The 24,174-nt window shown below is 72.3% G+C and carries 22 protein-coding genes; 10 read left to right on the forward strand and 12 right to left on the reverse strand.

The window, feature by feature from the left end; genetic code table 11:
* Positions 1–105: 105 nt before the first annotated feature.
* From FHG89_RS05370 to folP, 4 genes are read right to left on the reverse strand one after another with little or no spacing between them, the layout of a single operon-like run.
* Entirely contained in the window at positions 106–645 is a 540-nt protein-coding gene (locus tag FHG89_RS05370) for a DUF3180 domain-containing protein (protein WP_139583238.1), read from the reverse strand.
* Between the two features lie 19 nt (positions 646–664).
* Positions 665–1,192, reverse strand: coding sequence for a 2-amino-4-hydroxy-6-hydroxymethyldihydropteridine diphosphokinase (gene folK, locus FHG89_RS05375; RefSeq protein ID WP_139583239.1), 528 nt, complete (start codon positions 1,190–1,192; stop codon positions 665–667).
* Positions 1,189–1,557: a dihydroneopterin aldolase gene (gene folB / locus FHG89_RS05380; protein WP_139583240.1), complete on the reverse strand. Its 369-nt coding sequence runs from the start codon at positions 1,555–1,557 to the stop codon at positions 1,189–1,191. The genes folK and folB overlap by 4 nt, the downstream gene beginning before the upstream one ends.
* Positions 1,554–2,420 carry a dihydropteroate synthase gene (gene folP, locus FHG89_RS05385; RefSeq protein WP_139583241.1) on the reverse strand — a complete coding sequence of 289 codons (867 nt, stop codon included), beginning with the start codon at positions 2,418–2,420 and terminating at the stop codon, positions 1,554–1,556. Before folP ends, folB begins: the two co-directional genes overlap by 4 nt.
* A 346-nt stretch (positions 2,421–2,766) precedes the next feature.
* Here folP and FHG89_RS05390 point away from each other — a divergent pair, with 346 nt between their 5' ends.
* From FHG89_RS05390 to FHG89_RS05420, 7 genes are read left to right on the forward strand one after another with little or no spacing between them, the layout of a single operon-like run.
* On the forward strand, positions 2,767–3,081 hold the full coding sequence (locus FHG89_RS05390) for a hypothetical protein (RefSeq protein WP_030327982.1): 315 nt from the start codon (positions 2,767–2,769) through the stop codon (positions 3,079–3,081).
* A gap of 13 nt (positions 3,082–3,094) precedes the next feature.
* Positions 3,095–3,457 (forward strand): hypothetical protein, encoded by a 363-nt coding sequence (locus tag FHG89_RS05395; RefSeq protein ID WP_139583242.1) that lies wholly within the window; start codon positions 3,095–3,097, stop codon positions 3,455–3,457.
* A gap of 49 nt (positions 3,458–3,506) precedes the next feature.
* Complete coding sequence (locus FHG89_RS05400) at positions 3,507–6,905, forward strand: ATP-binding protein (protein WP_139583243.1); 3,399 nt, start codon at positions 3,507–3,509, stop codon at positions 6,903–6,905.
* A gap of 1 nt (position 6,906) precedes the next feature.
* Positions 6,907–8,853, forward strand: coding sequence for an MFS transporter (locus FHG89_RS05405; RefSeq protein WP_139583244.1), 1,947 nt, complete (start codon positions 6,907–6,909; stop codon positions 8,851–8,853).
* Complete coding sequence (locus FHG89_RS05410; protein WP_139583245.1) at positions 8,850–9,407, forward strand: hypothetical protein; 558 nt, start codon at positions 8,850–8,852, stop codon at positions 9,405–9,407. The genes FHG89_RS05405 and FHG89_RS05410 overlap by 4 nt, the downstream gene beginning before the upstream one ends.
* Positions 9,371–10,582 carry a M23 family metallopeptidase gene (locus FHG89_RS05415; protein WP_139583246.1) on the forward strand — a complete coding sequence of 404 codons (1,212 nt, stop codon included), beginning with the start codon at positions 9,371–9,373 and terminating at the stop codon, positions 10,580–10,582. Before FHG89_RS05410 ends, FHG89_RS05415 begins: the two co-directional genes overlap by 37 nt.
* Positions 10,583–10,595: 13 nt before the next feature.
* On the forward strand, positions 10,596–11,195 hold the full coding sequence (locus FHG89_RS05420; protein WP_139583247.1) for a hypothetical protein: 600 nt from the start codon (positions 10,596–10,598) through the stop codon (positions 11,193–11,195).
* Between the two features lie 2 nt (positions 11,196–11,197).
* Here the strand turns inward: FHG89_RS05420 and FHG89_RS05425 are convergent, their stop codons facing one another.
* The gene (locus FHG89_RS05425) at positions 11,198–11,761 is read right to left on the reverse strand and encodes a hypothetical protein (RefSeq protein WP_244295182.1); all 564 of its coding nucleotides are present in this window, start codon (positions 11,759–11,761) and stop codon (positions 11,198–11,200) included.
* Between the two features lie 186 nt (positions 11,762–11,947).
* Between FHG89_RS05425 and FHG89_RS05430 the strand changes: the two genes are divergently transcribed.
* Positions 11,948–14,509, forward strand: coding sequence for an FtsK/SpoIIIE domain-containing protein (locus tag FHG89_RS05430; RefSeq protein WP_139583248.1), 2,562 nt, complete (start codon positions 11,948–11,950; stop codon positions 14,507–14,509).
* Between the two features lie 46 nt (positions 14,510–14,555).
* Positions 14,556–15,245, forward strand: coding sequence for a hypothetical protein (locus tag FHG89_RS05435; protein ID WP_167517345.1), 690 nt, complete (start codon positions 14,556–14,558; stop codon positions 15,243–15,245).
* A 68-nt stretch (positions 15,246–15,313) separates the two neighbouring features.
* On the opposite strand, the gene folE is transcribed toward FHG89_RS05435, so the two are convergent.
* The 4 genes from folE to FHG89_RS05455 form a co-directional block, all read right to left on the reverse strand.
* A complete protein-coding gene (folE, locus tag FHG89_RS05440; protein ID WP_139583250.1) occupies positions 15,314–15,979 on the reverse strand; it encodes a GTP cyclohydrolase I FolE in 666 nt (221 codons plus the stop codon).
* A gap of 35 nt (positions 15,980–16,014) precedes the next feature.
* Complete coding sequence (gene ftsH / locus FHG89_RS05445) at positions 16,015–18,033, reverse strand: ATP-dependent zinc metalloprotease FtsH (RefSeq protein ID WP_139583251.1); 2,019 nt, start codon at positions 18,031–18,033, stop codon at positions 16,015–16,017.
* 462 nt (positions 18,034–18,495) lie between these two features.
* The gene (hpt, locus tag FHG89_RS05450; protein ID WP_030328005.1) at positions 18,496–19,071 is read right to left on the reverse strand and encodes a hypoxanthine phosphoribosyltransferase; all 576 of its coding nucleotides are present in this window, start codon (positions 19,069–19,071) and stop codon (positions 18,496–18,498) included.
* A gap of 100 nt (positions 19,072–19,171) precedes the next feature.
* A complete protein-coding gene (locus tag FHG89_RS05455) occupies positions 19,172–19,360 on the reverse strand; it encodes a hypothetical protein (protein ID WP_139583252.1) in 189 nt (62 codons plus the stop codon).
* 99 nt (positions 19,361–19,459) lie between these two features.
* Here FHG89_RS05455 and FHG89_RS05460 point away from each other — a divergent pair, with 99 nt between their 5' ends.
* Positions 19,460–20,422, forward strand: a complete 963-nt coding sequence (locus tag FHG89_RS05460) for a GlxA family transcriptional regulator (protein WP_139583253.1) — start codon at positions 19,460–19,462, stop codon at positions 20,420–20,422.
* A gap of 3 nt (positions 20,423–20,425) precedes the next feature.
* Here the strand turns inward: FHG89_RS05460 and tilS are convergent, their stop codons facing one another.
* The 3 genes from tilS to dacB all read right to left on the reverse strand — a co-directional run bounded on the left by tilS (position 20,426) and on the right by dacB (position 24,060).
* Positions 20,426–21,418 (reverse strand): tRNA lysidine(34) synthetase TilS, encoded by a 993-nt coding sequence (tilS, locus tag FHG89_RS05465; RefSeq protein ID WP_139583254.1) that lies wholly within the window; start codon positions 21,416–21,418, stop codon positions 20,426–20,428.
* A gap of 11 nt (positions 21,419–21,429) precedes the next feature.
* Positions 21,430–22,500: a zinc-dependent metalloprotease gene (locus FHG89_RS05470; RefSeq protein ID WP_139583255.1), complete on the reverse strand. Its 1,071-nt coding sequence runs from the start codon at positions 22,498–22,500 to the stop codon at positions 21,430–21,432.
* A 93-nt stretch (positions 22,501–22,593) separates the two neighbouring features.
* Positions 22,594–24,060, reverse strand: coding sequence for a D-alanyl-D-alanine carboxypeptidase/D-alanyl-D-alanine endopeptidase (gene dacB, locus FHG89_RS05475; protein ID WP_208760867.1), 1,467 nt, complete (start codon positions 24,058–24,060; stop codon positions 22,594–22,596).
* Positions 24,061–24,174: the final 114 nt, after the last annotated feature.

The raw sequence follows: 24,174 nt of genomic DNA on the forward strand, positions 1-24,174 counted from the left end.
CAGTGGCCGGCCGCCTCCGGTCCGGCGCGCGGACGGATCGTGGGCAGCCTCGCTCTCCGATCGCAGGCACCGTACCCGCGCCCGGAGCCGGGCGTAACCCCCTGGTCAGCGCTGGCCGGGGCGGCTCTCGCGCTGGTCCGGCTCACGCTCGTCGTCCGGGCGCTCCGGCACCCGGCAGGAGCGCTCCAGCCAGAGCGCGGCGGCGACCAGCGCCAGCGAGGCCAGCAGACCGCCGGCGGCGGCCGGCCGGTCCTCCGTGGCCGCGCGGGTGTTCTCGACGAAGAGCCAGCCGGTCAGCCCCGCGTAGAAACCGGCGAAGATGGCGGCGGCCAGCGCCGACGCCTTGGCCAGCACCACGAACCGGGCGACCATCAGCGGGTTGACCGGATCCCGGCCGGGCTTGCGCTCGATCCGGCCACGGGTGTTGACGGCGGCGTACGCCTCCAGCACGGCGAGCGCGGCCAGCGTCACGACGGGAAGCCAGGGCAGCCGTGGGATGCCGCTGTAGTAGAGGCTGCTGATCAACAGCCAGGCCACGGCAGCGGCGGCCAGGGCGGCGACGACCAGGCTCGAGATCCGGGTGGGGCCCATCCGCGACCGGTCGGGGCCCGACCCGCCCGGTGGTGGGGACTTCGCCTGCGTCATGCCGGCCGGCTCCACTCGGTCATGCGGTCGACTCTAACGCCAACTCCGGCCGGGCACGCAGATCCAGGACGTCGTCCGCGGCCGGGCCGGTGGTGAGCAGGTCGGTCAGCCAGCCGTGACCGGGCAGCCGCCCGTACGGCTGGATGTCGATCCACGGTCGCAGCACGAAGGCCCGCAGGTGCGCCCGGGGGTGCGGCAGGGTCAGCTCGGGGTCGTCGCTGAGCACCGGCTCGTCGTCGTCGCCCCAGACGGCGATCACGTCCACGTCGAGGGTGCGCGGCCCGAACCGCCGCAGCGGGTCACGGACCCGGCCGGCCGCGAGCTCCGCGGCCCGCGCCCGCTCCAGCCAGTCGCGCGGGGTCGCGGTCCCGTCCTCGGCCAGCAGCACCGCGTTGAGGTACGCGGGCTGGTCGGCGTCACCCCACGGTGGAGTCTCGTACACCCCGGAGACCACCCGTACGGCGTCGCCGAGCGTGGCGACGGCCGTCCGCAGGTGCTCCAGACGGTCGCCCAGGTTGCTGCCGAGCGACAGGACGGCACGGGTCATCGGGAACGCGTCCGGGTCATGGTGACCGCCACGTCGGTGAAGGTGTGCGGCACCGGGGCCTCCGGCTTGTGCACGGTGACCGTGGCGGCGTCGACCCGCTCGTCGGCCAGGCACACCGTGAGCAGCCGGTCCGCCAGGGTCTCGATGAGGTTGACCGGCTCACCGGTGATCACCGCGACCAGCCGCTCGGCCAGCTCGCCGTAGTGCACGGTGGCGGCGACGTCGTCGCTGGCGGCGGCCGGGGCGAGGTCCATCTCCAGGACGGCGTCGACGACGAAGTCCTGCCCCTGCGCCCGTTCGAAGTCGTACACGCCGTGCCGGCCGTGTGCCCGCAGGCCGGTCAGCTGGATCCGGTCGGTCGTCATCGCCGCCCCTCTCGTTCCGTTCCGGCCGTCAGGCGCGGGCTGCCGGTCGCGGCCCAGACGGCGAGCGCGTCGGTGGTGGCGCGTACGTCGTGCACGCGTACCCCCCAGGCGCCCGCCGCCACCGCGAGCACGCTTGTGGCGACGGTGGCCGCCTCCCGCTGCGCGGTGGGTCGCGGCGTGCCGTCCGCGTCGGCGAGCAGCCCGCCGAGGTACGACTTGCGGCTGGCGCCGAAGAGCAGCGGGTACCCGAGGTCCAGCAGCTCCGGCAGCCGGGCGCTGAGTTCCCAGTTGTGCGCGGCCGTCTTGGCGAAGCCGAGGCCGGGGTCGATGACGATGCGATCGGCGGCCACCCCGGCGGCCAACGCCGAGTCGATCCGCTGGGACAGCTCGGCCCGCACGTCGGCGACCACGTCGCCGTAGCTGGCCAGCTCGCGCATCTGCCGGGAGTGGCCCCGCCAGTGCATCAGCACCCACGGGCAGCCGGCGTCGCGGACCACCCGGGCCATGTCGGGGTCGGCCAAGCCGCCGGAGACGTCGTTGACCACCACCGCGCCGGCCCCGAGGGCGGCCTCCGCCACCCGGGCGCGGCTGGTGTCGATGCTGACCGGCACCCCGGCTGCGGTCAGCGCGCGGATGACCGGCAGCACCCGGTCCGCCTCGGTCGCCGCGTCGATCCGCTCGGCGCCCGGGCGGGTCGACTCGCCGCCGACGTCCACCAGGTGCGCTCCGGCGTCGCGCAGACGGACGCCGTGTCCGACGGCCGCGTCGAGGTCGGCGTACCGTCCGCCGTCGGAGAAGGAGTCCGGCGTGACGTTGAGGACGCCCATCACCACCGGGCCCGGAGCCCGCACCAGATCGGTCACTACTAGACGGTACCGGTCGCGGTGGCGGCCCCCCGCGACCCGGGGCAACCCTCCCTGACGTGCTGGTTAGAACAGGTGTACGATCGGTCATCCGGGCAGCATCAGGCATCCCGTTCGCGGCTTGTCGCAATCCGGGGCGGCCCGTACGCTTTGGAATTGGCCAGCATCGAGATGGCGAAGCGTGGAGGGAGGGCCGAAGCGGGGGAAAACCGCCCAAAGCTCACCACTCTCCGTGGTGAGTAACGAACACAGGGTCGTGAACGCTGCGCCCTGTGAGCACATTTTCCCGCCAGGTCTGCCTATTGCACCGCCGCGGCACCGCCGGCCGCGCTATGGGGAGGTTCCAGTGATCGCCTTCGAGCTCATGGAGACGGCGTCGTCCGGCGTCGCCCACGCGCTCTCCACCCTGGCGTCGGCTCCGCTCGCCGAGCCGGCCCCGAAGGGGATCGACACCAACAGTGTGGTCACCTTCTTCGCCAGCAAGATCGCACCGATCCTGCTCGCCGTCCTGGGCGTCATCTTCATCGGCCGCGCCAGCCGGGGCGAGATCTCCAAGGTGCTCACCAGCTCCGCGATCGCCATCGTCGGGCTGGCCTTCATCGCCGGCGCGGCAACACTCTTCTTCGTCGGCGATTACCTGATCGACCTGATCTTCGAATAGGCGCGGTCACCAGATGCGGCTGCGCACCGACGACGACATCTACCGGGCCCGCCTGGTCTACCTCGGGCCGCCCGGCTACACCCTTCCGGTCCACCTGCCGTACGCCCAGTACGGGCTCTTCATGCTGCTCGTCCCCCTCTACATGTTCATCCACTGGCTGTTCACGTTCACGGTCGAGCTCTTCCCAGCCTGGGAGATCGCACTGGCCATCGTGACCACGTCGTTCATCTTCCGGCACGTCGACCCGGACCGGCCGGCGCGGGTGGTCATCCGCACCGCGCTGACCGACTGGCGACGCACCCGGGAGCCGGCCGTCGAGCAGCGCGACCCGCGCCTGGTCGGCAGCCGGATCAGGATCCGGGAGGAGCTGGCATGACCGGGCGTACACCGAGCGGTCCGTCGTACGACACGGGTGGGGCGATCGCATGAGCCGCGCTTCCACGCCGGGTTCCCCGGCCGGCCGCCCGGGCGCACCGGCAGGTCACCGTGCGCAGTCGCTCGACTACGCCGAGGACGAGAACGAGGTGGCGCTCGACCCCGCGCTGGTGACCTCGCCCGGGCACGGTGCGGTAGGCGTCTTCCAGGCACCCCGGCCGGTGTCCCGGCGTACACCGCCCGCCGAGCCCACCGCCGTGACGGCCGGCGAGAACGCCGACATCGACTCGCCCTTCCTGGACCTGTTCGGTGGCGCCCGACCGGGCGGCCCACGAGCCATTCCGGCCGGCCCCGCCACCCGGGAGCAGCCGGCGATCCCACAGCAACCGCCCGCCGTCGCGCCGGCCCGCCCGGTTCCCGAGCTGGAGCCACCGTGGACCCCGGACGACCGGTCCACCGGCGGCCGGCGGCCCGCCGAGCCGCGACGCGCGGACACCCACCCGGTCACCGAGTCCCGGGTGCCGCACCAGGCGGGTGACCGGCTGCCGATGGCGCAGCCGGCGAGCGACCTCGACCCAGCCGCCGGAGGCACGCCCGCGTCCAGGGCCACCGGCCCGGCGACCCGGACACCCGCCGGCCGTCCGACGGCGACACCGACCAGCCGGCCCGGCGCGGCCGTGGAACGGCCGGCCACCCCCACGGTCCCGACGAATCGACCGGCCGGCGCCGCACCGGACGACCGGCCCGCCCTGGAACGGGCACCGCGCCGCGCCGACGCCCCGCAGCGTTCCAAGGGCGCCGGCAAGGAGATCGTCGCGCCGCGGCAACGCGCCGCGAGCCGGCAGGACCGACCCGTCCGACCGACCCGGGTACGCGCCCCGAAGATCAAATTCGGGGACCGGGACCCGTCGGTCGAACTGGCCATCACCGAGATCGCCGGCCACCTCACCTTCACCCCGAACACCGTCACCGCCTGGTACTGGCTGCCCGAGGTGCGCTGGGCGTTCCGACCGGACGCCGAACGCGAGGCGCTGCTGTCGGCGATCTCCGAGCAGTACGCCGGCCTCGCCGGCTTCCGGCTGCACCTGCGCCGCACCACCCGGCCGTTCCCCGCCGACGAGTGGGCGCGCACCATCGACGCGCACACCGCGTCGCCGCTGCCCGACGTGCCCGGCACCGCCGGATGGGCCGACCACCTGGTCGCCGCCCAGCGGCACCTGATGGCCGTCAACCACGCCGAGGGGCAGACCTACCTGGGTGTCACGTTCGCCCGCCGATCCCTCGGTGACTCGCTCACCGAACGGCTCCTGCGCACCTTCGGCCGGGGCACCGCCGACGGCGAACGCCGCAAGCTGGGCCGCACCGTGGAGCAGTTCGACGAGGTGCTCGGCGCCTTCGGTATGCGGGGCCGCCGGGTCACCGCGCAGGAGTTGGAGTGGCTCCTCTACCGCTCCGTGGCGCTGTGCATGGCACCCCCGGGCACACTCTCGCCGGTGACCGACGGGCAGTGGGAACGCGGCGACCTGCTGGCGCTCACCGAACAGGTCGAGCGGTACCGCACCCCGTACGGCTCGACGGTCAAGCTGGTCAACCGGATGACCGGCGAGGAACGGCACGTCGCCGTACTCGCCGTCGGCCGGATGGAGCCGCTGGAGATCCCGGAACGACACGAGCCCTGGCTCCACTTCCACGAGCGGCTCCCCTGGCCCATGGAGATCTCCACCCGGGTCGACATCCTCGGCTCCGGCGACTCGTTCCGCAATCTCGAACACCGACTGCGGATGATCCGCTCCCAGCAGCTCGACTACGCCGAGCACGGCATCGACGCACCGCCCGAGCTGGAACGCCTGGCCAAGCGGGCACTGGTGATCGGCGACGAGATGACCACCGGGCTGCCCGTCGACTCGGCCCGCGCCCACGGCTGGCACCGCATCGCGGTCGGCGGCCGGACCAGGGAGGAGTGCCTGGAGCGGGCCCGTCGCCTCATCCAGCTCTACTCCCGCGAGCTGCGCATCTCACTCCAGCACCCGAAGAACCAGGACTGGCTGGCCCGCGAGTTCATCCCCGGCGAACCGATCGCCAACACCGGCTACGTCCGCCGGATGCCGGTACCACTGCTCGCCGCCGCACTCCCCCAGGCAGCGTCCAACGTGGGCGACCGGCGGGGCGACCTGATCGGCCGGACCGCCGGCACCTGCCGCCGACCCGTCTTCCTCGACCTGCACTTCCCCATGGAGGTGCGGGAACGCTCCGGGCTCGCGGTCTTCGTCGCCGAGCCGGGCGGTGGCAAGTCCACCCTGCTCGGCGCGCTGGGCTACCTCGCCGCGCGGCGGGGCGTCCAGGTGACCCTGCTCGACCCGTCCGGCCCACTGGCCCGGCTCTGCGCCATGCCCGAGTTGCGGCCGTACTCCCGGGTGTTGAACCTGACCGGCTCGGAGCACGGCACGCTCGCGCCCTACTCGCTCATCCCGACGCCACTGCGCAGCGAGTTCGGCATCGGCGCCGCCGGCGACCGGGAGTTCGAGATCGCGGTCTCCAACGCGCGAGCCGAACGACGAATGCTCGTCCAGGACATCTGCATGATGCTGGTGCCGCCGCAGGTGGCCCGCGAGGCTTCCACCGCCACCCTGTTCCGGCATGCCGTCCGCCAGGTGCCCGCCGAGGAGACCTCCACCCTCGACGACGTGGTGAGCTGCCTCGGACGCCTCGACGACGACGCCGGCAAGGAACTGGCCAACCTGCTGCTGGACACGGCCGAGATGCCGCTGGCCATGCTCTTCTTCGGCCGGCCACCGGAAGGCCTGCTCGGGGCCGACGCGGCGCTCACCGTGATCACCATGGCCGGGCTGCGGCTGCCCGACCTCAAGATCGAACGCGAGTACTGGTCCGCCGAGGAGGCCCTCGCCCTGCCGATGCTGCACACCGCGCACCGGCTCGCCGTCCGCCGCTGCTACGGCGGCTCGATGTCCTCCCGGAAGCTCGTCGGCCTCGACGAGGCGCACTTCATGGAGGGCTGGCGCTCCGGCCGGTCGTTCCTCGTCCGACTCGCGCGGGACTCCCGCAAGTGGAACCTCGCCGCGCTGGTCGCCTCGCAGAACCCCCGCGACATCCTCGGCCTCGACGTGCAGAACCTGGTCTCCACCGTCTTCGTCGGTCGCATCGCCGAAGACGCCGAGATCGCCTCCGAAGCCCTCCGGCTGCTGCGGGTACCGGTCAACGACGGGTACGAGGCCACCCTGGCCTCCCTCTCCGCCGCCGACACCAGCTCAGCCAACCGGCTCGGCTTCCGCGAGTTCGTCATGCGCGACGTCGACGGCCGGGTGCAGAAGGTCCGCGTCGACGTGTCGTACGTCGACGGGCTGCTGGACCACCTCGACACGACGCCCGCCGCGATCGCCGCGGCGGCCGGAGTGCTGCCGAGCATCCCCCTGCCGGATCTGGAGGCGTGACATGGCGAGGGCCCGGGCAAGGATCGCGTCGTTCCTGCTCGCCCTCGGCGTACTGGCCGGGGCCAGCGTCGCCTGGCCGCTGGTCGGTGCGGAGGCTGCCTACGCCGCACCACCGGCCGCCCAGGCCCGCGCCGACCTCTGCACCACCGCCGAATGGCAGGCCGACTTCCGAACCTGCGTGGGCAAACTCAAAGAGGTCAGCGAGGACGAGGTCAAGTGCCGCAACGCCCCGACCCCGGGCACACCGGACTCCGGTCTTGCCGGCTGGTTCGCGGCTGCGCCGTCAGCAGAGGCAGCCAATGGAATAGCGGGACGATACAGCCTCTACGGATACGCGGGCTACAGCTACAACACCTACGACATTGGTGGCTGCGCGTCGAGCGTGCTGCATCCGGACTACAAGTTCACTACCACGATCGCCAATGGCGAATTCATGGCAGCCACCGCCATCATCGGTGCCTCAAACGCGCTCCGGGAGCGGGCATGGGACCCAGGCACGATGTGGGGGTGGGCGAACCCTCTCGTGGAGAAGGCGACCAAAGCCGTCTACCAGAAGGTCTTCAGCGTCTTCGGAATCGTCACGCTCTGCGTAGTCGGGCTTTACCTACTCTGGAGATCCCGCCAGTCGGACATGAGCAATGCGATGACTACCGCAGGCTGGGCACTCCTGGTCATGGTCGCGGTCACGGCACTCGCCGCTTGGCCGGTGAAGTCCGCAAACATCGCTGACGGTGTCCTCGTGACGGGCCTCGGAGTGGTGCACGACGCTGTCGGCCCCCAGGCGAAAGAGCCTGATCCCGGGCGGTGCATCGATCCCGACCGCTGCAAAGACCTGCGTACCCCTGCGGTGAGAGCCAGCGACACCTCAACCGAGACGATGCTCTACCGAAATTGGCTCCGCGGAATTCTGGGTTCGGCCGACAGCGAGACTGCCCGCAAGTACGGTCCGGCACTTTACGACGCACGGTCGTTGACCTGGGGCGAGGCGCAATCGATGCGAGCGAACCCGGCCACACGTCAAACGGTGATCAAGGAAAAGCAACAGCAGTGGGCACGCGTGGCTCAGCAGATTCAGACTGAAGACCCCGAGGCGTACGAGTACCTGCAGGGTGTGCGGGACATGGACCGGGTTGGCGCTGGGTTCATCGCAGTACTCGCCTCGGTGCTCTTCGCCATGTTCGATCTGACCGCGTCGGTGCTGGTTCTGCTGGGCTTCCTGATCTTCCGGTGGGCGGTGATCGCGGCGCCCATCCTCGGCACCATCGGTCTGCTGCGGCCGGCGAGCGCAGGGCTGAGGCGATTGGCCAATGCGGTGGTGGCCGCAGTCTTCAACATCGCCATCTTCGGCACCGGCGCCGCCATCTACCTGTTCGCGGTCGACCTGATCATGAGTACTCCCACACTGCCGGGTTGGCTCCAGGTCGTGCTGGTCTGGCTGTGCGGCGTGGTTGGCTGGCTGCTGCTACGGCCGTACCGGAGGATCACCCAGCTGGGCGGCAAGGACAGCAGTGAGGCGGTCAGCTCGGCCGGGTCCTGGCACCGCCGGTTCTTCCGGGACATGCGGGTCGCCGCGCGCCTCGATGTGGTGGAACCAGGCGGTACCGCCGAACCCGTCGGCGGCCGTCGCCGGTCACCGAACGCGGAGCAGACCCGGCTACGTCCGGAGGCACGGCGGGAGGACCCGGCCCCGACGCCGAACGCTCCTGTCGGTGGGGGTCGCGCCGATGCCGGGCGGCCGGACGGTCGGGAACGCGTGGACGATGCGCCAGCGGAGCAGTCCGGCGGTCGACGGGGATCGGTGCCGCCCCAACCCCGCCGACGGCAGCCGGCGACCTGGACAGAGCCGGACGTGCCCGCCGAGAACCCGTCGTTCGTGGTCTATCGGCCGGGCTCGTCTGAGCGGACACCGGACCGCACCGGACCTCGGGTGCGCTCAGAGGCACGGTGACGGCGATGCGACGGGCACTGGAGTTCCTTTTCACCCGAGCGCTGCGGTCCCGGTTGGGGGTGGCGCTCGTCATCGCGGTGCTGGTCTTCGGCGTGATCGGGGCGGCGCGGCTCGTCTCCGGCCCGACCGACTCCCTTGGCGGGTTGAGTAGCCGGCCGAACCAGCCGATCACGACCGTGGATCCGACGGCCGGCGCCGACGGTGTGCTCTCCACCGAGGCGCCACCGTCGCCCGTCACCCGGCCCGGTGCCCGCACGCCCGAGCAGACCGCCGAGCGCTTCGCGACCGCCTGGCTCGGCCGCCCTGGGATGACCGCCGAGGAGTGGCACGCCGGAATGCGACCGCTCTCCACCCCGACGCTGATCGAGAAGTTGGACGGGGCCGAGCCAGCAACCGTGCCAGCCGAGAAGGTCGCCGGCCCCCCGAGCATGCGGGAGCGGACCGAGTCGTTCGTGGAGATGCTGCTTCCCCTCGATGCCGGGCAACTCCGGCTGGAACTGGTCGCCTCCGATGGGGGATGGCTCGTCGACGTGGTGGACTGGGAGAGGCCGTGAACGACGTTGCTGGTGCCGCCGCCCGCCGCCCGCCCCTACGAGTCGGCGTGATCGCCGCAACGCTCACCGGGTTGCTGCTCCTGCTGTGCTGCACCGGAGGCACTGCGGCGTTCTTCCTCACCGGGCTCGGCGGCGATGAGGCAAAGGACGGGGACGACCTGGCGGCCCTGGGATGCGGCCCGGTCCGTCCGGTGAACGTTACGGGCGAGCTTCCGCGGTTCAGCGAGTACGGCGAAGCGCAGATCCGCAATGCCGCGATCATCATCAAGGTCGGTCAGGACATGGGGGTCCCGTCTCGCGGCTGGGTGATCGCCCTGGCCACCGCGATGCAGGAATCGGCCCTGCGCAACCTGGCGAACAGCGGTGTACCCGCCTCGCTGGCGCTGCCGCACGAGGGCGTCGGCGCCGACCACGATTCGCTGGGCCTGTTCCAGCAGCGGCCGGGGTGGGGCTCGGTCGCCGAGCGGCTGAACCCCGCGTACGCGGCCCGCAAGTTCTACGAAAAACTCGTCGGCGTGCAGGGCTGGCAGCGCCGGCCGTTGACCGCAGTCGCCCAACGGGTCCAGATCAGCGCCTATCCGGACGCCTACGCCAAACACGAGGAACTCGCCAGCCGCATCGTGAACGCGTTGTCCGGCGGCGCGGCCCGTACCGTCGAAATCAACGGCAAAGCGGTGTGCGACGCGGCCGAGCAGGGACAGATCGCCGCCTCAGGCTGGACCGCACCGATCTCCGGAAATGTCGGCTCCGGGTTCCGTACCACAAGCCGACCCGGCCACGACGGAGTCGACATCGGTGCGGCCAAGGGCACCGAGATCCGCGCGGCAGCGACCGGTCGTGTGCTGGTGGCCAAATGCGACCCGGACAATCGTGGCCGGGAGAGCTGCAATGTGGACGGTTTTCCTGGCAAGGGTGGCTGCGGTTGGTTCGTCGACCTGCTGCACGCCGGTGGCTACATCACGCGGTACTGCCACATGGTGGTCCAGCCCCGCGTCCACAAGGGGCAGATGGTCACGGCTGGCGAAGTGATCGGCCAGGTGGGCAGCAGCGGTAACTCGTCGGGCCCGCACCTGCACTTCGAGGTGCACCTGCGCAGTGACCGCAGCGCCTCCGGCGCGGTGAACCCGGTTCCGTTCATGCGCGACCGGGGCGCCCCGCTGCGCCGTCCGGCATGAGGTCACCACAGGCATGACCGGACCGCTGCCGGACCCGTTCGCCGACCAGCCCGATTGGGCGCCCCAGCCACCTCGTCCGCTCACCATCGTCGCCGCCACCGAACGGGTGGAGTTGCGCGGGCAGCGGGTCCTGGTGGGGTTGCCCGGACTGGGTTGGCGCGGCGACCTGCGCGCCGACGACCGCGTGGTGCAGGGCGCACGCACCTACGTGCCGGTGATTCCCGAACACGAGTGGTATCGGGCCGAGGCCGAGCAGGTCGAGGTGTTTGCGCCACTGGTGCCGGTGGAGCGGGTCTGGGTGGAGACCGTCGGTGACCGGCCAGGGCAGGACAAGGCCCGGGCCCACGGCATCCGGCTGGTGTCGCTGGACGGTCCGGCGCACCCGCCCCCGACGCCCGTCTTCGAAGCGGACGCGGTGACCGGACGCCGGGTGGTGCACGTCGAGGACGGCCAGGAACGCCGCGACCTACGGGCGGTCACTGAGACCTACTCCGGAGCCGAGGGGGACATCTGCGTCCGGATCACGCCCGAGGTGGAGTGGTACCGCTGGGCCTGGCGCGGACAGTCACCCACCACCCTGGAGGTTCCCGTTCACCTGCTGTGGATCGAATGAGGTCATCCGACCCGCATGCCGCCGCAGACGCGCCAGCCGTTGCGCTCCCTGACGTCGAATCGCCAAGTGTCTGCAAGGCTCTGTTGGATCCCGTCGATTAACGCACTTCGCCGGATGACTGCGCTAACGGAGGCGTCCGAAGGGCCCGTTTTCGAGACGGTGACGTTCTCGATGTTGATGGAGAAGGACACGTTCAACTCCTGCTCCCTTCGGGCAATCTGAGCGCCGAACTCATCTAAGGCCGGCACTGCCCCCTCACACGTGAACAACTTCGCCCTGTTGGGATCACGCGAGACGAGTGCTTCCTGGAGATAGTTGACCACGGCCACATCCGGCGTGCCCCGGTCCGGGGCAGAGGCTTCGTTGTACCACACATACGCTGTTACGACCCCGCCAAGGCTGAGCAGGGCGAGCACCCCGGCGACCACGACGAGCACTGTCCGCATCCGCCGGCGCGGCGTCTGCGGGGCCGGCGCGGCCGGGGCCGGCGGCAGCTGCTCGGACGGCGTCCGCTGGGCCGGTACGCGGGAGACCTGGGAACCGGCGGGGGGCTGCACTGATTCCACCTCCTGACGTTATCGGCTGGAGGCTCCGGAGCCAATGCCTCAGATCCAGCGGATCGTGACGGACCCCTCCCCACCGGTGAGATCCACGACAACACCGGCGCACCGCCGCGGTACCTCCCGGAGGAGCGGCCTCGGCTGGGATACCGTCTCTGCTCGGGGAGGGGTTGCCAACCTCGGCTAGAGGGGGTGGACGCGGTGGCCGGTCCGAAGGCTCGTACGAACCGCGCCGCAGCTCTGCACCGCCGGGCTGCGGCTGTGGCGACGGCCGCCGCCGGCATCCTGGACGAGACCCGCCCGGCCCCTGCCGATCAGCGCCGGCAGTACGAGGCTGCGGACCGGCTGCGCGCGGTCGCGGCGCGGTTGGCTCCGGGCTGGTCGGGGGCTGCTCTGGATTCGCTCACCGTGGATTCTCCGGCGGGTGATGGTCCGCCGCTCTTCGTCCGGGTGGGTACGGCGGCGCCGCTGGACGATGCCCGCTTCCCGGCGCTGGTGCCGCTGGTGGGCACGGGTCATCTGAGCGTGGACGTCGACGCGCGGGAGCCTCGGGTGGCGGGGCTGCTCCGGGCGGTGCTGCTGCGGTCGCTGGGCGCGGCCCCGGCTGGTGCGCTGCTGGTGCGGGCGGTGGACGCCACGGGTGACGTGCTGGCCCCGTTCGGGGCGCTCGCCGACGCCGGCCTGCTGCCGCCGCCGGCGGTGGATGTGGCGGGTCTGCGCGCGGTGCTGACGGAGGCGGAGCAGTGGGTGACTCCGGGGGCGAGCGGACGTCGACGCCACGACCGCACGTTGCTGCTGGTGGTTGCCGCGCTGCCGGAGTTGACCGGGCCCACCGATCTGGCGCGGATCGAGGCGTTGGCCGAGCAGGGGCCGTCGGCCGGGCTGCATCTGGTGGTGGCGGGTTGGCCGCCCGCGGGGCCGTACGCGGCTCGGGCGCCGCTGCCGCACGCGACACGGTTGGCGCTGCGCAACGCGTACGCGCTGCTGGGTGACCCGCCGGGGGCGTCGTTCGCCGGTCCGGGTGCCGAACCGCCGGGTGGTCTGAACTCGCCGGTCTTCGTCGAGGCGGATCCGCCCGCCGACCTGGTGGACGCGGTGTGTCGGCGGCTCGCCGCGCAGGTGGAGGCAGGTTCCCGGCTGGGGTTGGCGGAGTTGTTGCCGGCGACCGGTGACCGGCTCTGGGAGCCCGATCCGGCGAACGGTTTGACGACGACGGTCGGTGACGCCGGGGGGCGGCCGGTGCCGTTGGGTTTCACCGAGCTGACGCCGCACTGGCTGGTCAGTGGCCGGTCCGGTGCGGGTCGCGCGGCTTTCCTGACCACCGCGTTACTCGGCCTGACAGCCCGGTACGGCCCGGACGACCTGGCGCTCTACCTGGTGGATCTCGGCGACGGTGAGTCGTTCGTGGAGTTTCTGCAGACCGAGCGGGACCGGTCGTGGGTTCCGCAGGTTCGCGCGGCGGCGATGGCCGCCGACCGGGAGTACGTCAGGGACCTGCTGGACCAGTTGACGGCTGAGGTGCGGCGCCGGGCGGAGGCGGGTGGGCGGGCCGGTGGTCAGCGCTTCGCGGAGTTGCGCGAGCACCGGCAGCTGCCCCGGATCGTCTGTGTGGTGGACAATGTGCCGCTGCTCTTCGCCGAACGGGACCGGTTGTCCGCCGAGGTGGCCGCCCAGGTGGACGGGTTGGCGCGGGCCGGCCGGGCGTGGGGTGTGCATCTGGTGCTGGCCGGCGCGGGTGAGTTGGGGTTGTCGGCCCGCGCGGACGCCGGGCACCGGGATTCGGTGTTGGGGCAGTTTCCGGTGCGGGTGGCGCTGCCGGGTGGCAGCCCGGTGTTGGAGCCGACAAATGATTCGGCCGCCGGCCTGCCGGTGGGCAGCGCGGTGGTGAACACGGCCGGTGGGCTGGGTGGTCCGCGTGGTGCGATCCGCGGTCACGAGCGGTTGATCCGGCATCCCGATCCGCAGGACCACCCGGAGGTGGTGGAGCAGCTGCGTCACGAGCTGTGGGAGGCGCGGCCCGCGGGTTGGGCGCCGCCGGTGGTCTTCGCCGGGTATGCGCGGCCGCTGCTGGGCAACGATCCGCGGTACCGGTCGGCGTCGGCCGGCCAGGCGCGGGGGCCGGCCGCGCTGCTGGGCCGGGCGGTGGACGTGGCGCGCTCGACGGTCACCGTACCGCTGGGTCCGGCGGCGGGGCGCAACCTCGCGGTGCTGGGTTCGGGTCCGGCGGCGGGCGGGTTGCTGGCGACGGCGGCCCGCAGCACGTCGGTCCATCACCCGCCGGGCACGGCCCGTTTCCTGGTGGCGGCACCGGATCCGGGTGCCCGGCCGCTGGCGGAGGCGTTGACCGCCGAGCTGGCGGCCCGGCATCCGGCCAGCATGGTGGACCTGCCGACGCTGCTCGCGGACGTGGATTCCGATCTGCCGACCTATCTGGTGGTCTTCGGGCTGGACCGGCCGGGGCCGCGGGAGTTGCCGGTGGACCGGCTGCGCGCCCTGCTGCGGGACGGACCGCCGGCCGGTCGGCACCTGTTGGGTTGGTGGCGCGCGGTGCCGCCGTTCGCCGCGTTGTTGGAGCCGGACGGCGAGGTGGACAAACTGGCCGCCGTGGCGGTGCTGGACGTGCCGACGGCGCAGCTCTCGGCCGTCTTCGGCCGGCCGGTGGAGTGGCGGGGCCGCCCCGACCGGGCGGTGCTCTGGGACGGCCCGGACGAGCGGGGCACGGTGCTGGTGCCGTTCGCCGACGAGGCCGGGTGATCCGGTGGCAGGCGCGGAGGGTGTCGGTGTGGGTCCGAACGCGACGGTGACAGGGCCGGGGCGGCAGCGTACCGCCGGGTCGAACGGGAACGACGGGGATCCCACCACGGCCTGGTCGGAGTACCTGGCGGCGGCGCGGCAGTTGGATGGGGTACGCCGTGGCGCGGCGGCTGCCGCCGGTGAGCAGGCACGCTCGGCGGAGGCGGCCCGGGAGGAGCTGACGCTGGTCCGTACCGGGCTGGCGAGCCAGCAGGAGCGGCTGCGGGAGCTGGGCGTACCGGCGATCTCGCTGGTGCCGTCGCCGCCGGAGCTGAGCGAGGCGGCCCGATCGATGGCGGGCGGCCCGGCGGCCGTGCTGGCGACGCTGCGTACGGCGCGGGGCTGGGCGGAGGGGGCGGACGCGGCGCTGGCCGCGCGCCGCCGGTTCCGGCCGGGGTCGTGGCCGGCGAGGGCGCGCAACCTTCTGGTGTACGGGCCGCTGGCGCTGCTGGTGCCGCTGATCCAGGTCGTGGTGTACGCGGCGACCGGGACGGGCGCGGCGAGCGTGGCGGCGTTGATCTGTGGGCTGCCGATGCCCGCGATCGCCTTCGTCGTGGCCTGGGTGGCTGTCGGGCGGGTGTTCCGGCCCGGCCCGGGTGAGCGTCTGGACCGTACGGTGCGCTTCGGCGCGTTGGTCTGCCTGGTGCCGGCGGTGCTGGTCACGGCGGGCCTGTTGCTGGCGCTGCTGGCGGGCTGACCTGCCGGGTGCGCGCACGGAACAGCCGGCCACCCGGGAGGGTTGGCCGGCTGTGTCGTGTCAGGCTGTCAGCGGGGGATGATCAACGCCATCGCCTCGGCGCGTGACTTGGAGTCCGTCTGCAGGATTCCGCGTACGGCCGACGTGATGGTCTTGGCACCGGACTTCTGGATGCCGCGCATCGCCATGCACATGTGCTCGCATTCCAGCACGACGACGACGCCGCGCGGGGCGAGCTTGCTCATCAGCAGGTCGGCGACCTGCGAGGTGAGCCGTTCCTGCACCTGGGGTCGGCGGGCGAAGACCTCGACCAGCCGGGCCAGTTTGGACAGGCCGGTGATCCGTCCGTCGGGGCCGGGGATGTAGCCGATGTGCGCGCTGCCGCGGAACGGCAGCAGGTGGTGCTCGCAGAGGCTCATCACGTCGATGTCCCGGACGATCACCAGCTCTTCGTGGTTGGCCTCGAAGGTGGTGCTGAGCACCTGGGCGGGGTCGACCCGCAGACCGGCGAAGAGTTCGGCGTACGCGCGGGCCACCCGAGCGGGCGTCTGCTGGAGCCCGTCGCGGTCCGGGTCCTCGCCGACGGCGATGAGGATCTCCCGGACCGCCTTCTCGATGCGGCCCAGGTCGACCGCGTCCTCGACGGGGCGGCCGGTCAGCCGGCCACTGATCAGCCGGGCGGCCACGTAGTCCAGCCCGTCGTCGCCGTCGGGCTCGGTCGCGGAGACGGCCAGCTCCCGGTAGGGGGAGCTGGCCGTCGGGTCGTTGCTCAGTGCGTGCCGTCCGAGTTGTTGGACGGCGCCCCGCCACCGACCGACGCCTGCGCGCCGTCGGCCTGGGCCTGCGCCTTGAGCTTGTCCTTCTCCGCCGGGGTGAGCACGGGCGGCTCGGTGGACGGCTGCCGCTTGCCGAAGCCGTTGTACGGCGCCAGCGGCGGGCGCTTGACCACCCGGGAGCAGATCCGGGCCATGTCGGCCGTGGAGAGGGTCTCCTTCTCCATCAGCTCGAGCACGATGTTGTCCAGGACGTCCCGGTATTCCACCAGGATCTCCCAGGCCTCGTCGTGCGCCAGCTCGACAAGTGCCCGCATCTCGCCGTCGATCTCGGCGGCCACCGAGTCCGAGTAGTCCCGCTCGTGGCCCATGTTGCGGCCGAGGAACGGCTCGTCCCCGCTGGTGCCGTACTTGATCGCGCCGAGCTTCGAGCTCATGCCGTACTGCGTGATCATCGCGCGGGCCAGTTGGGTGGCCTTCTCGATGTCGTTGCCGGCACCGGTGGTGGGCTCGTGGAAGACCAGCTCCTCGGCGGCCCGACCACCCAGCGCGTACGCCAGGGTGTCGATCATCTCGGCGCGCGTCTGGGTGTACTTGTCTTCGGTCGGGAGCACCAGGGTGTGGCCGAGGGAACGGCCACGGGACAGGATCGTCACCTTGTGCACCGGAGCGGCGTGCGGCAGCGCCCAGGCGACCAGCGCGTGCCCACCCTCGTGGTACGCGGTGATCTTCTTTTCCTGGTCGCTCATCACCCGGGTCCGTCGCTGCGGACCGGCGATCACCCGGTCGATCGACTCTTCGAGCGAGTCGTTGGTGATCGCCCGCTGGTCCTTGCGGGCGGTGAGCAGGGCCGACTCGTTGATCACGTTGGCCAGGTCGGCGCCGCTGAAGCCCGGGGTACGTCGGGCCACCGAGTCGAGGTCGACGTCGGGCGTGAACGGCTTGCCCTTGGCGTGCACCCGCAGGATGGCCTTGCGGCCCTCCATGTCGGGGGCGTCCACCGGGATCTGCCTGTCGAACCGGCCCGGGCGCAGCAGCGCCGGGTCGAGGATGTCCGGGCGGTTGGTGGCGGCGATCAGGATGACGCCGCCCTTGGTGTCGAAGCCGTCCATCTCGACGAGCAGCTGGTTGAGCGTCTGCTCACGCTCGTCGTGACCGCCGCCCATGCCGGCGCCACGGTGCCGACCGACGGCGTCGATCTCGTCGACGAAGACGATCGCCGGGGCGTTCGCCTTGGCCTGCTCGAAGAGGTCACGGACCCGGCTCGCGCCGACACCGACGAACATCTCCACGAAGTCCGAGCCGGAGATGGAGTAGAAGGGCACCCCGGCCTCGCCGGCGACCGCGCGGGCCAGCAGCGTCTTACCGGTACCGGGTGGGCCGAACAGCAGCACACCCTTCGGGATCTTGGCACCGAGGGCCTGGTACTTCGCCGGGTTCTGCAGGAAGTCCTTGATCTCGTGCAGTTCCTCGACGGCCTCCTCGGCACCCGCCACGTCCGCGAAGGTCGTCTTCGGCGTGTCCTTGGTGATCATCTTCGCCTTGGACTTGCCGAAGTTGAGCACCCGGGAGCCGCCGCCCTGCATCTGCGACATGAAGAACAGCAGCAGCAGCACGAGCAACGCGATCGGCAACAGGTTGATGAGCAGGCTCATCCAGATGCTGTCCGACGAGACCTTGGCGTCGGCCGGGCCGGTGACCCGGTTGGCCGCCTTGGCGTCCAGCACCTCGTTCCAGACCTCGTCCCCAACCTGGTACGGGAACTGGGCCTCGATCTTGTTGGTGGTGGTCTCACCGAACTTCGTCTTCTGGGCCAGGTCGAGCTGGAGCGTCTGCTCCTTGTCCTGGAAGACGACCTTATTGATCTTTGCGGTGTGCAGCTGGTCGAGCGCAACGGAAGTGTCCACGCGGTGGTAGCTGGGACCAGCGGTGAACAGCTGACTGAGCACAACGGCGCCGAGGATGACCAGGATGATCCAGACCACCGGTCGGCGGAAGAAACGCGTACGTTCCATACTGTTGTCGAGCGCCGGGGCGCCCGCATCCTCCTGATCGACGTCCTGACCGTCTGATGGTGTCGCCGCGGTGTGCGGCAGCCGGAGCCGCCGTGCGGGCCGGCTCGACCCCGAGGCGCGAAACTGCCGCGCCGCGGTCATTCGACGGTACACCGTGTACGCGAGGAGTGAGCTTGCGAGCCCCGCACTCGGCGCACTGTCGACATCGACGGCGTACACCGTGGGCAGGCCCGCCAGCCCCGCACCGACGTACGGCGGGTCCGGGCGGATACCGGCGTGGCGGGGAGTCCGGCCCGACCCTCCGAACGCCCGGTCACGCGGTCGAGGGGGCCGGGCGCGGAGTGAACCTCCGCGCCACCGGGCTCCACGGTAACCGGAAGAGCTGAGAGCGCGCTGAACGTCGGCTTGACGGATGCCGATGCGAGTTGGCCTCACACGGTCATGTGGCGGTGCGACGCGCCGTCAGGAGCGGGCGTACACCTCGGGCTTGAGCACTCCGACGTACGGCAGCTCGCGGTACCGCTCACCGAAGTCGAGGCCGTACCCGACGACGAACTCGGTGGGGATGTCGAAGCCGACGTACTTCACCGGGACCGGCACCTTGACCGCGTCCGGCTTGCGGAAGAGCGCCACGACCTCGACGCTCGCCGCCGAGCGGGACTCCAGGTAGCGCAGCAGCCAGGAGAGCGTCAGCCCGGAGTCGACGATGTCCTCCACGACCACGACGTGCCGACCGGCGATGTCCCGGTCCAGGTCCTTGAGGATGCGGACCACCCCGGAGGAGGTCGTTCCCTGGCCGTAGGAGGAGATGGCCATGAAGTCGAGTTCGGCCGGGGGGCCGTTGCGGCCCAACGCCCGGGCGAAGTCCGCCATGAACATCACCGCGCCCTTGAGCACGCAGACCAGCAGCAGTCCGTCGCCCACGTGGGCGTAGTCGGCGGAGACCTGCTTGGCCAGTTCCGCGGTCTTCTCGCGGATCTGCGCCTCGGAAATGATCACGTGGTCGATGTCGGCGTCGTACCAGGAGCCGTCAGCCATGCTCCTAGCCTGCCGTACGTCGGATGGGCTCCGTCGGCGGGGCCGCACCTTTTGGCGCGGTCCCGCCCGGGATTTTTCGGCAGATAAACCGCTAAACACATCAGCTGGTACGTGACCGCCAGCGGCGGCCGTCGTCACTGGGCTTCCAGTCGGCCGAATCGTGACTGTCGGCGGTGAGGCCGGTCGCCGAGGCAGCGACGAGCAGGACGAGGAACAGGAGGAAGAGCAGGAACTCCATGGCGGCGCTCGCTTTCGCATGGTTGCTGTCGGTTTCGCCGCCGGTGCGCACCGGACTGAAACCAGTCTGCGGCCACTCGCGCCGCCCGGACAGTGGCAGTGATGCCACTGGGCATCGATTTACTGCCACCTCTCGGGTTACCCTCGTCACATGCTGCGCAACGTCGCCGTCCTCGTCCTCGACCAGGTCGCCCCCTTCGAGCTCGGTGTGCTCGCCGAGGTGTTCGGCACCGACCGGACGGCCGACGGATTCCCCGGCTACCGCTTCCAACTGTGCAGCCCGGACGGCGGGACCGTACGCACCTCGTCCGGCTTCCACCTCACCCCGCACGCCGACCTCGGCCCGGTGGAGGAGGCCGACCTGGTGGCCGTCCCCGCGCACAGTCAGGGCACCGTCGTTCCGGGGGCGGTGCTCGACGCGCTGCGCCGCGCCGACGCGCGGGGCGCGCACCTGTTCAGCGTCTGCTCCGGAGCATTCCTGCTCGGCGAGGCCGGACTGCTCGACGACCGGGAGTGCACCACCCACTGGCGGTACGTGGACGAGCTGCAACGGCGGCATCCCCGCGCCCGGGTGCGCTGCAACTCCCTCTACGTCCACGACGGGCGGCTGCTCACCAGCGCCGGCACGGCTGCCGGCATCGACGCCTGCCTGCACCTGATCCGCCAGGAGCACGGCTCGGCCACCGCGACCCGGCTGGCCCGGCGGATGGTGGTCCCACCGCACCGCGACGGCGGGCAGTCCCAGTACGTCGAGGCGCCCATCCCGAAGGCGCCCGAGGCCCCGACCCTGGAACCGGTGCTGGAGTGGCTGATGGGCCACCTGGACCGGACGATCACCGTGGAGGAGCTGGCCGCCCGGGCCGGGATGGCCCCGCGGACGTTCGCCCGCCGGTTCCGCGCCGAGACCGGCACCACCCCCCACGACTGGCTCACCAACCAGCGGGTGCTGCTCGCCCGACGGCTGCTGGAGGAGACGCCGCTGAGCGTGGAGGCGGTCGCCGACCAGGCCGGGTTCGGTGACGCGGCGGCGCTGCGGCACCACTTCAGCCGCCGGGTCGGCGCCACCCCGCACAGCTACCGGACGACCTTCCGGGACCGGGCGCACAGCGCCTGACGATCAGTCCAGGGTCACCGGGGCGAGCCGGTCGGCGCGGCGGAGCACCCGGACTCCCCCGGGCAGGTCCGTCGGACCCTGACCGCGCCAGTCGGTGACCAGGGCGTCCAACGCGGCGATGTGCCGATGGGACAGAGCACCCGGCGGGGCACCCAGCTCACGCGCCCAGGCGTGCAGCACCCGGCCGCGTACGGCGGGGGCCAGGCCGGCCAGCTCGGGCACCGAGAGCCCACCCTCGGGATGCCGGCCGGCCGCCAGCGCCGCCTCCGCCAGGTCGTCGAGGGCGGCGTTGTCGGCCGCCACCATCCGGGACGTACGCGCGAGGTTGTCCACCACGCCGGGCCCGAGGGCCCGCACCAGCGCCGGCAGCACGTCGGCCCTCACCCGGGACCGGGCGTACGACGGATCGGTGTTGTGCGGGTCCTGCCACGGCCGCAGACCGAGCACGGCGCAGGCGTCGCGGGTCTGCTCCCTGGAGATCGACAGCAGCGGGCGCAGCAGCGGCACGCCGGACAGGTCCCGTCGAGCGGGCATCCCGGCCAGGCCACGTGGGCCGGCGCCCCGGGCGAGCGCGAGCAGGACGGTCTCCGCCTGGTCGTCGCGGGTGTGCCCGGTGAGCACGGCGACCGCGTCGTGACGCCGGGCCACCTCGGTCAACGCCTCGTATCGAGCCTCCCGAGCCGCCGCCTCCGGCCCACCCGAACGGCCGGCCACCTCGACGCGGACCGCCTCAACGAGCGCGAACCCGACACTCCGGGCCCAGGTCGCCACCTCGTCGGCCCGCTCGGCGGAACCGGTCTGCAGACCGTGGTCGACGGTCACCAGGCCGGGGACCAGACCGAGCCGGGGAGCCACGAACACGGTGGCCGCCGCCAGGGCGAGCGAGTCGGCGCCACCGGAGCAGGCCACCAGCACCGGCCGGCAGCCCGGCAGCCCGGCCAGCGCGCGGCGGACCGCCACCCGGATCGCGGCCACCGGCGGGGCGAGCGCAGCCACCGGCGGGCGGATCAGCCCGCGGCCGGAACGGTGCCGGCCGGGCCGTGCACCCGGGCCACCCAGACGTCCGGGTCACCCAGCTCGGAGAGCCGGGGCAGGGTGAGCGGCGAGTTGAAGATCGAGTTGAACCCGTCCATGCCGACCCGCTCGACCACACCGTGCACGAACTTGCGCCCCTCGGCGTACTGGCGCATCTTCACGTCCACCCCGAGCAGCCGACGGATCGCCTTCTCCAGCGGATTGCCCGCCTCGCGGCGCCTGTTGAACGACGCGCGGATCCGCTCCACGCTGGGGATCACCTGCGGGCCGACGCCGTCCATCACGAACTCGGCGTGCCCCTCCAGCAGCGTCATCAGCGCGGTCAGTCGGTCCAGGACGGCCCGCTGCGCGGGGGTCTGCACGATGTCCAGCACGCTCGTGCGGCTCTCCGGGTCACGGACCGCGTCGGACAGGGTGGAGACCCCCCGCCGCAGCCGCTCGACGAGGTGCTCGCCGCCGCTGGACGAGGCGTCCACGAAAGCCTGCACCTCGCTGAGGAAGTACGCCCGCATCCAGGGGACCGCGGTGAACTGGGTCCGGTGGGTCACCTCGTGCAGGCACACCCAGAGCCGGAAGTCGCGCGGGTCGGCGCCGAGCTTGCGCTCCACCTCGACGATGTTCGGTGCGACAAGCAGCAACTGGCCGGGCTCGGCGGAGAAGACCTCGTACTGGCCGAGGACCCGGCCGGAGAGGTAGGCGAGCACGGTGCCGGCCTGCACCCCGGTCAGCCGGGACCCGACCGCCTCGGTCAGCACGCCCGGCGGCTTGTCGCCGGAGAGCCGGCCGACCAGCGGGGTGATCACCTCGCGCAGACCGGCGATGTTCGCGGCGGCCCAGTCCCGGCGGTCGACCACCCGGACCGGCGGATGCGACACCTGCGCCCGCAGCCCCGTGTAGTCGGCCACGTGCCCGGCCGCCTCCTCGGTCAGCCGTCGCAGGTCGCCGACCACGTCGGTGGCCTCGGCGTACGACACCCGAGGGCCCGACTTGCTCAACGCCCCCGCGGTGGCGGCGGCTAGATCCCAGTCCACGAACTGCGCCATGGACCCACCGTACCCGCGCCGCGACACCCCGGCCCGGGCTCGCGCCGGCGATCGACGCCGGTCGCGGCCCCGCCGGGCGGCCGGACGCCTGGGTCAGCCGCAGCCGCAGGCGGCCAGCGCCGCCGCGATCCGGTCCAGGGCCGGTTGGGCGGTGTCCGTACCGCCGGGCACCCTGTCGGTGAGCACCGCGAACGTGAGCAGCCGGCCGTCGGTCGTGGTGACCAGACCGGCGATGGCGTGCACCCCGGTCAACGTGCCGGTCTTGGCGCGTACGGCACCCGCCCCGGCGGCGGTGCCGGGCGCACCGCGGTAACGGTCGTCAAGCGTCCCCGACCATCCGGCCACCGGCAGGCCCCCGAACACACCGGCGAGTTCCGGGTGGTCCGGGCTGGCGGCCAGCCGGATGAGGTCGGTCAGCAGCGACGGGCTGATCCGGTTGTTGCGGGACAGCCCGCTGCCGTCGGAGAGCGTGATCTCCTCGGCGGGCAGCCCCAGCTCGGCCACCTCGGCGTCCATCGCGGCGGCGGCCCCGTCGAACGAGGCCGGCTGGTTGCGGGCCAGCGCCACCTGCCGGGCGAGCGCCTCGGCCACCAGGTTGTCGCTCTGGCTGATCATGATGTCGACCAGCCGGATCATCGGCGGCGACTGCACCACGCCCAGCTCGGTGCCGGGCGCCGGGGTGCCACCGGCCGCGGCCGGCGCCGGGGCCGTGCCGCGCTTGACCGTGCCGGCCGGTACGCCGAGCAGCTTGGCGAACGACCGGCCGGCGGCCAGATCCGGCTCGGCGACCCGCTCGGCGCCACCGCTGTCGGCACCCGGGTCCTTACGTGCCCCGTCGGTCATCAGCGCGGTCATCGCCCCGCCGTACCCGCCGGTCGGAACGTCGTCGTCCCAGCCCGGCCCGTAGACCGGGCCGGAGTAGACCGAACCGTCGACGGTGACGCTCGTCGGGGCGGTGCCGCCGAGCGCCGTACGCACCTGGGCGGCCAGGTCGTCCAGGCGCGCGGCGCCCGGGTAGAAGCCCTTCTTGTCGACCGCCAGCGTCGGGTCCCCGCCGCCGACGATCACCACCTCGCCGGGCTTCGCGCCGGCCACGGCACGGGTGGGGATCCGGTACCCCGGCCCCCTGGCGGCGAGCACGGTCACCGCGGTCGCCAGCTTGGTCACCGAGGCGGGCACCGTGCCGTCGTCCGCGCCCTTGGCGAACAGCGTCTGGCCGGAGGTCACGTCGGCCACCGAGACGTTCACCCGGTCGCCCAGCGCGGCCGCCCCGACCAGCGGGTCCAGCACGGCCCGCACCCCGTCGGGGCTGGGCATCGGAGCGTTCGGGTCCGGGTCGGCCAGCACGTCCGACGGGTCCGGTTCGGGGGTCGCGGCGGCGGTCGGCGCGGACCCGGCGTCGTCGCCCAGCCAGCCGGCCACCGGCCCGGGCCTGGTCACGACCACCCCGACGCCAGCGAGCACCAGAAGCACCACGACAGCCAGCACCACCGGCAGCCGACGTCGGCGACGCGGCGCGGCGGGCTCAGGTGCGGGCGCGGCGTCGGCCGGCGCGGGCAGCGCGGAGATCGGCGGGCCCAGCGGCGGAACGCCGTTCGGGGCGGTCGGTCCCTGATCCGGTGGCGGGCCGCCCGGCGCCGGGCTGGTCGGGACGGCGGCGCTCCCGCGCGGCGG

The organism is Micromonospora orduensis, assembly GCF_006228125.1.
GTDB classification, from domain to species: Bacteria; Actinomycetota; Actinomycetes; order Mycobacteriales; family Micromonosporaceae; genus Micromonospora; species Micromonospora orduensis.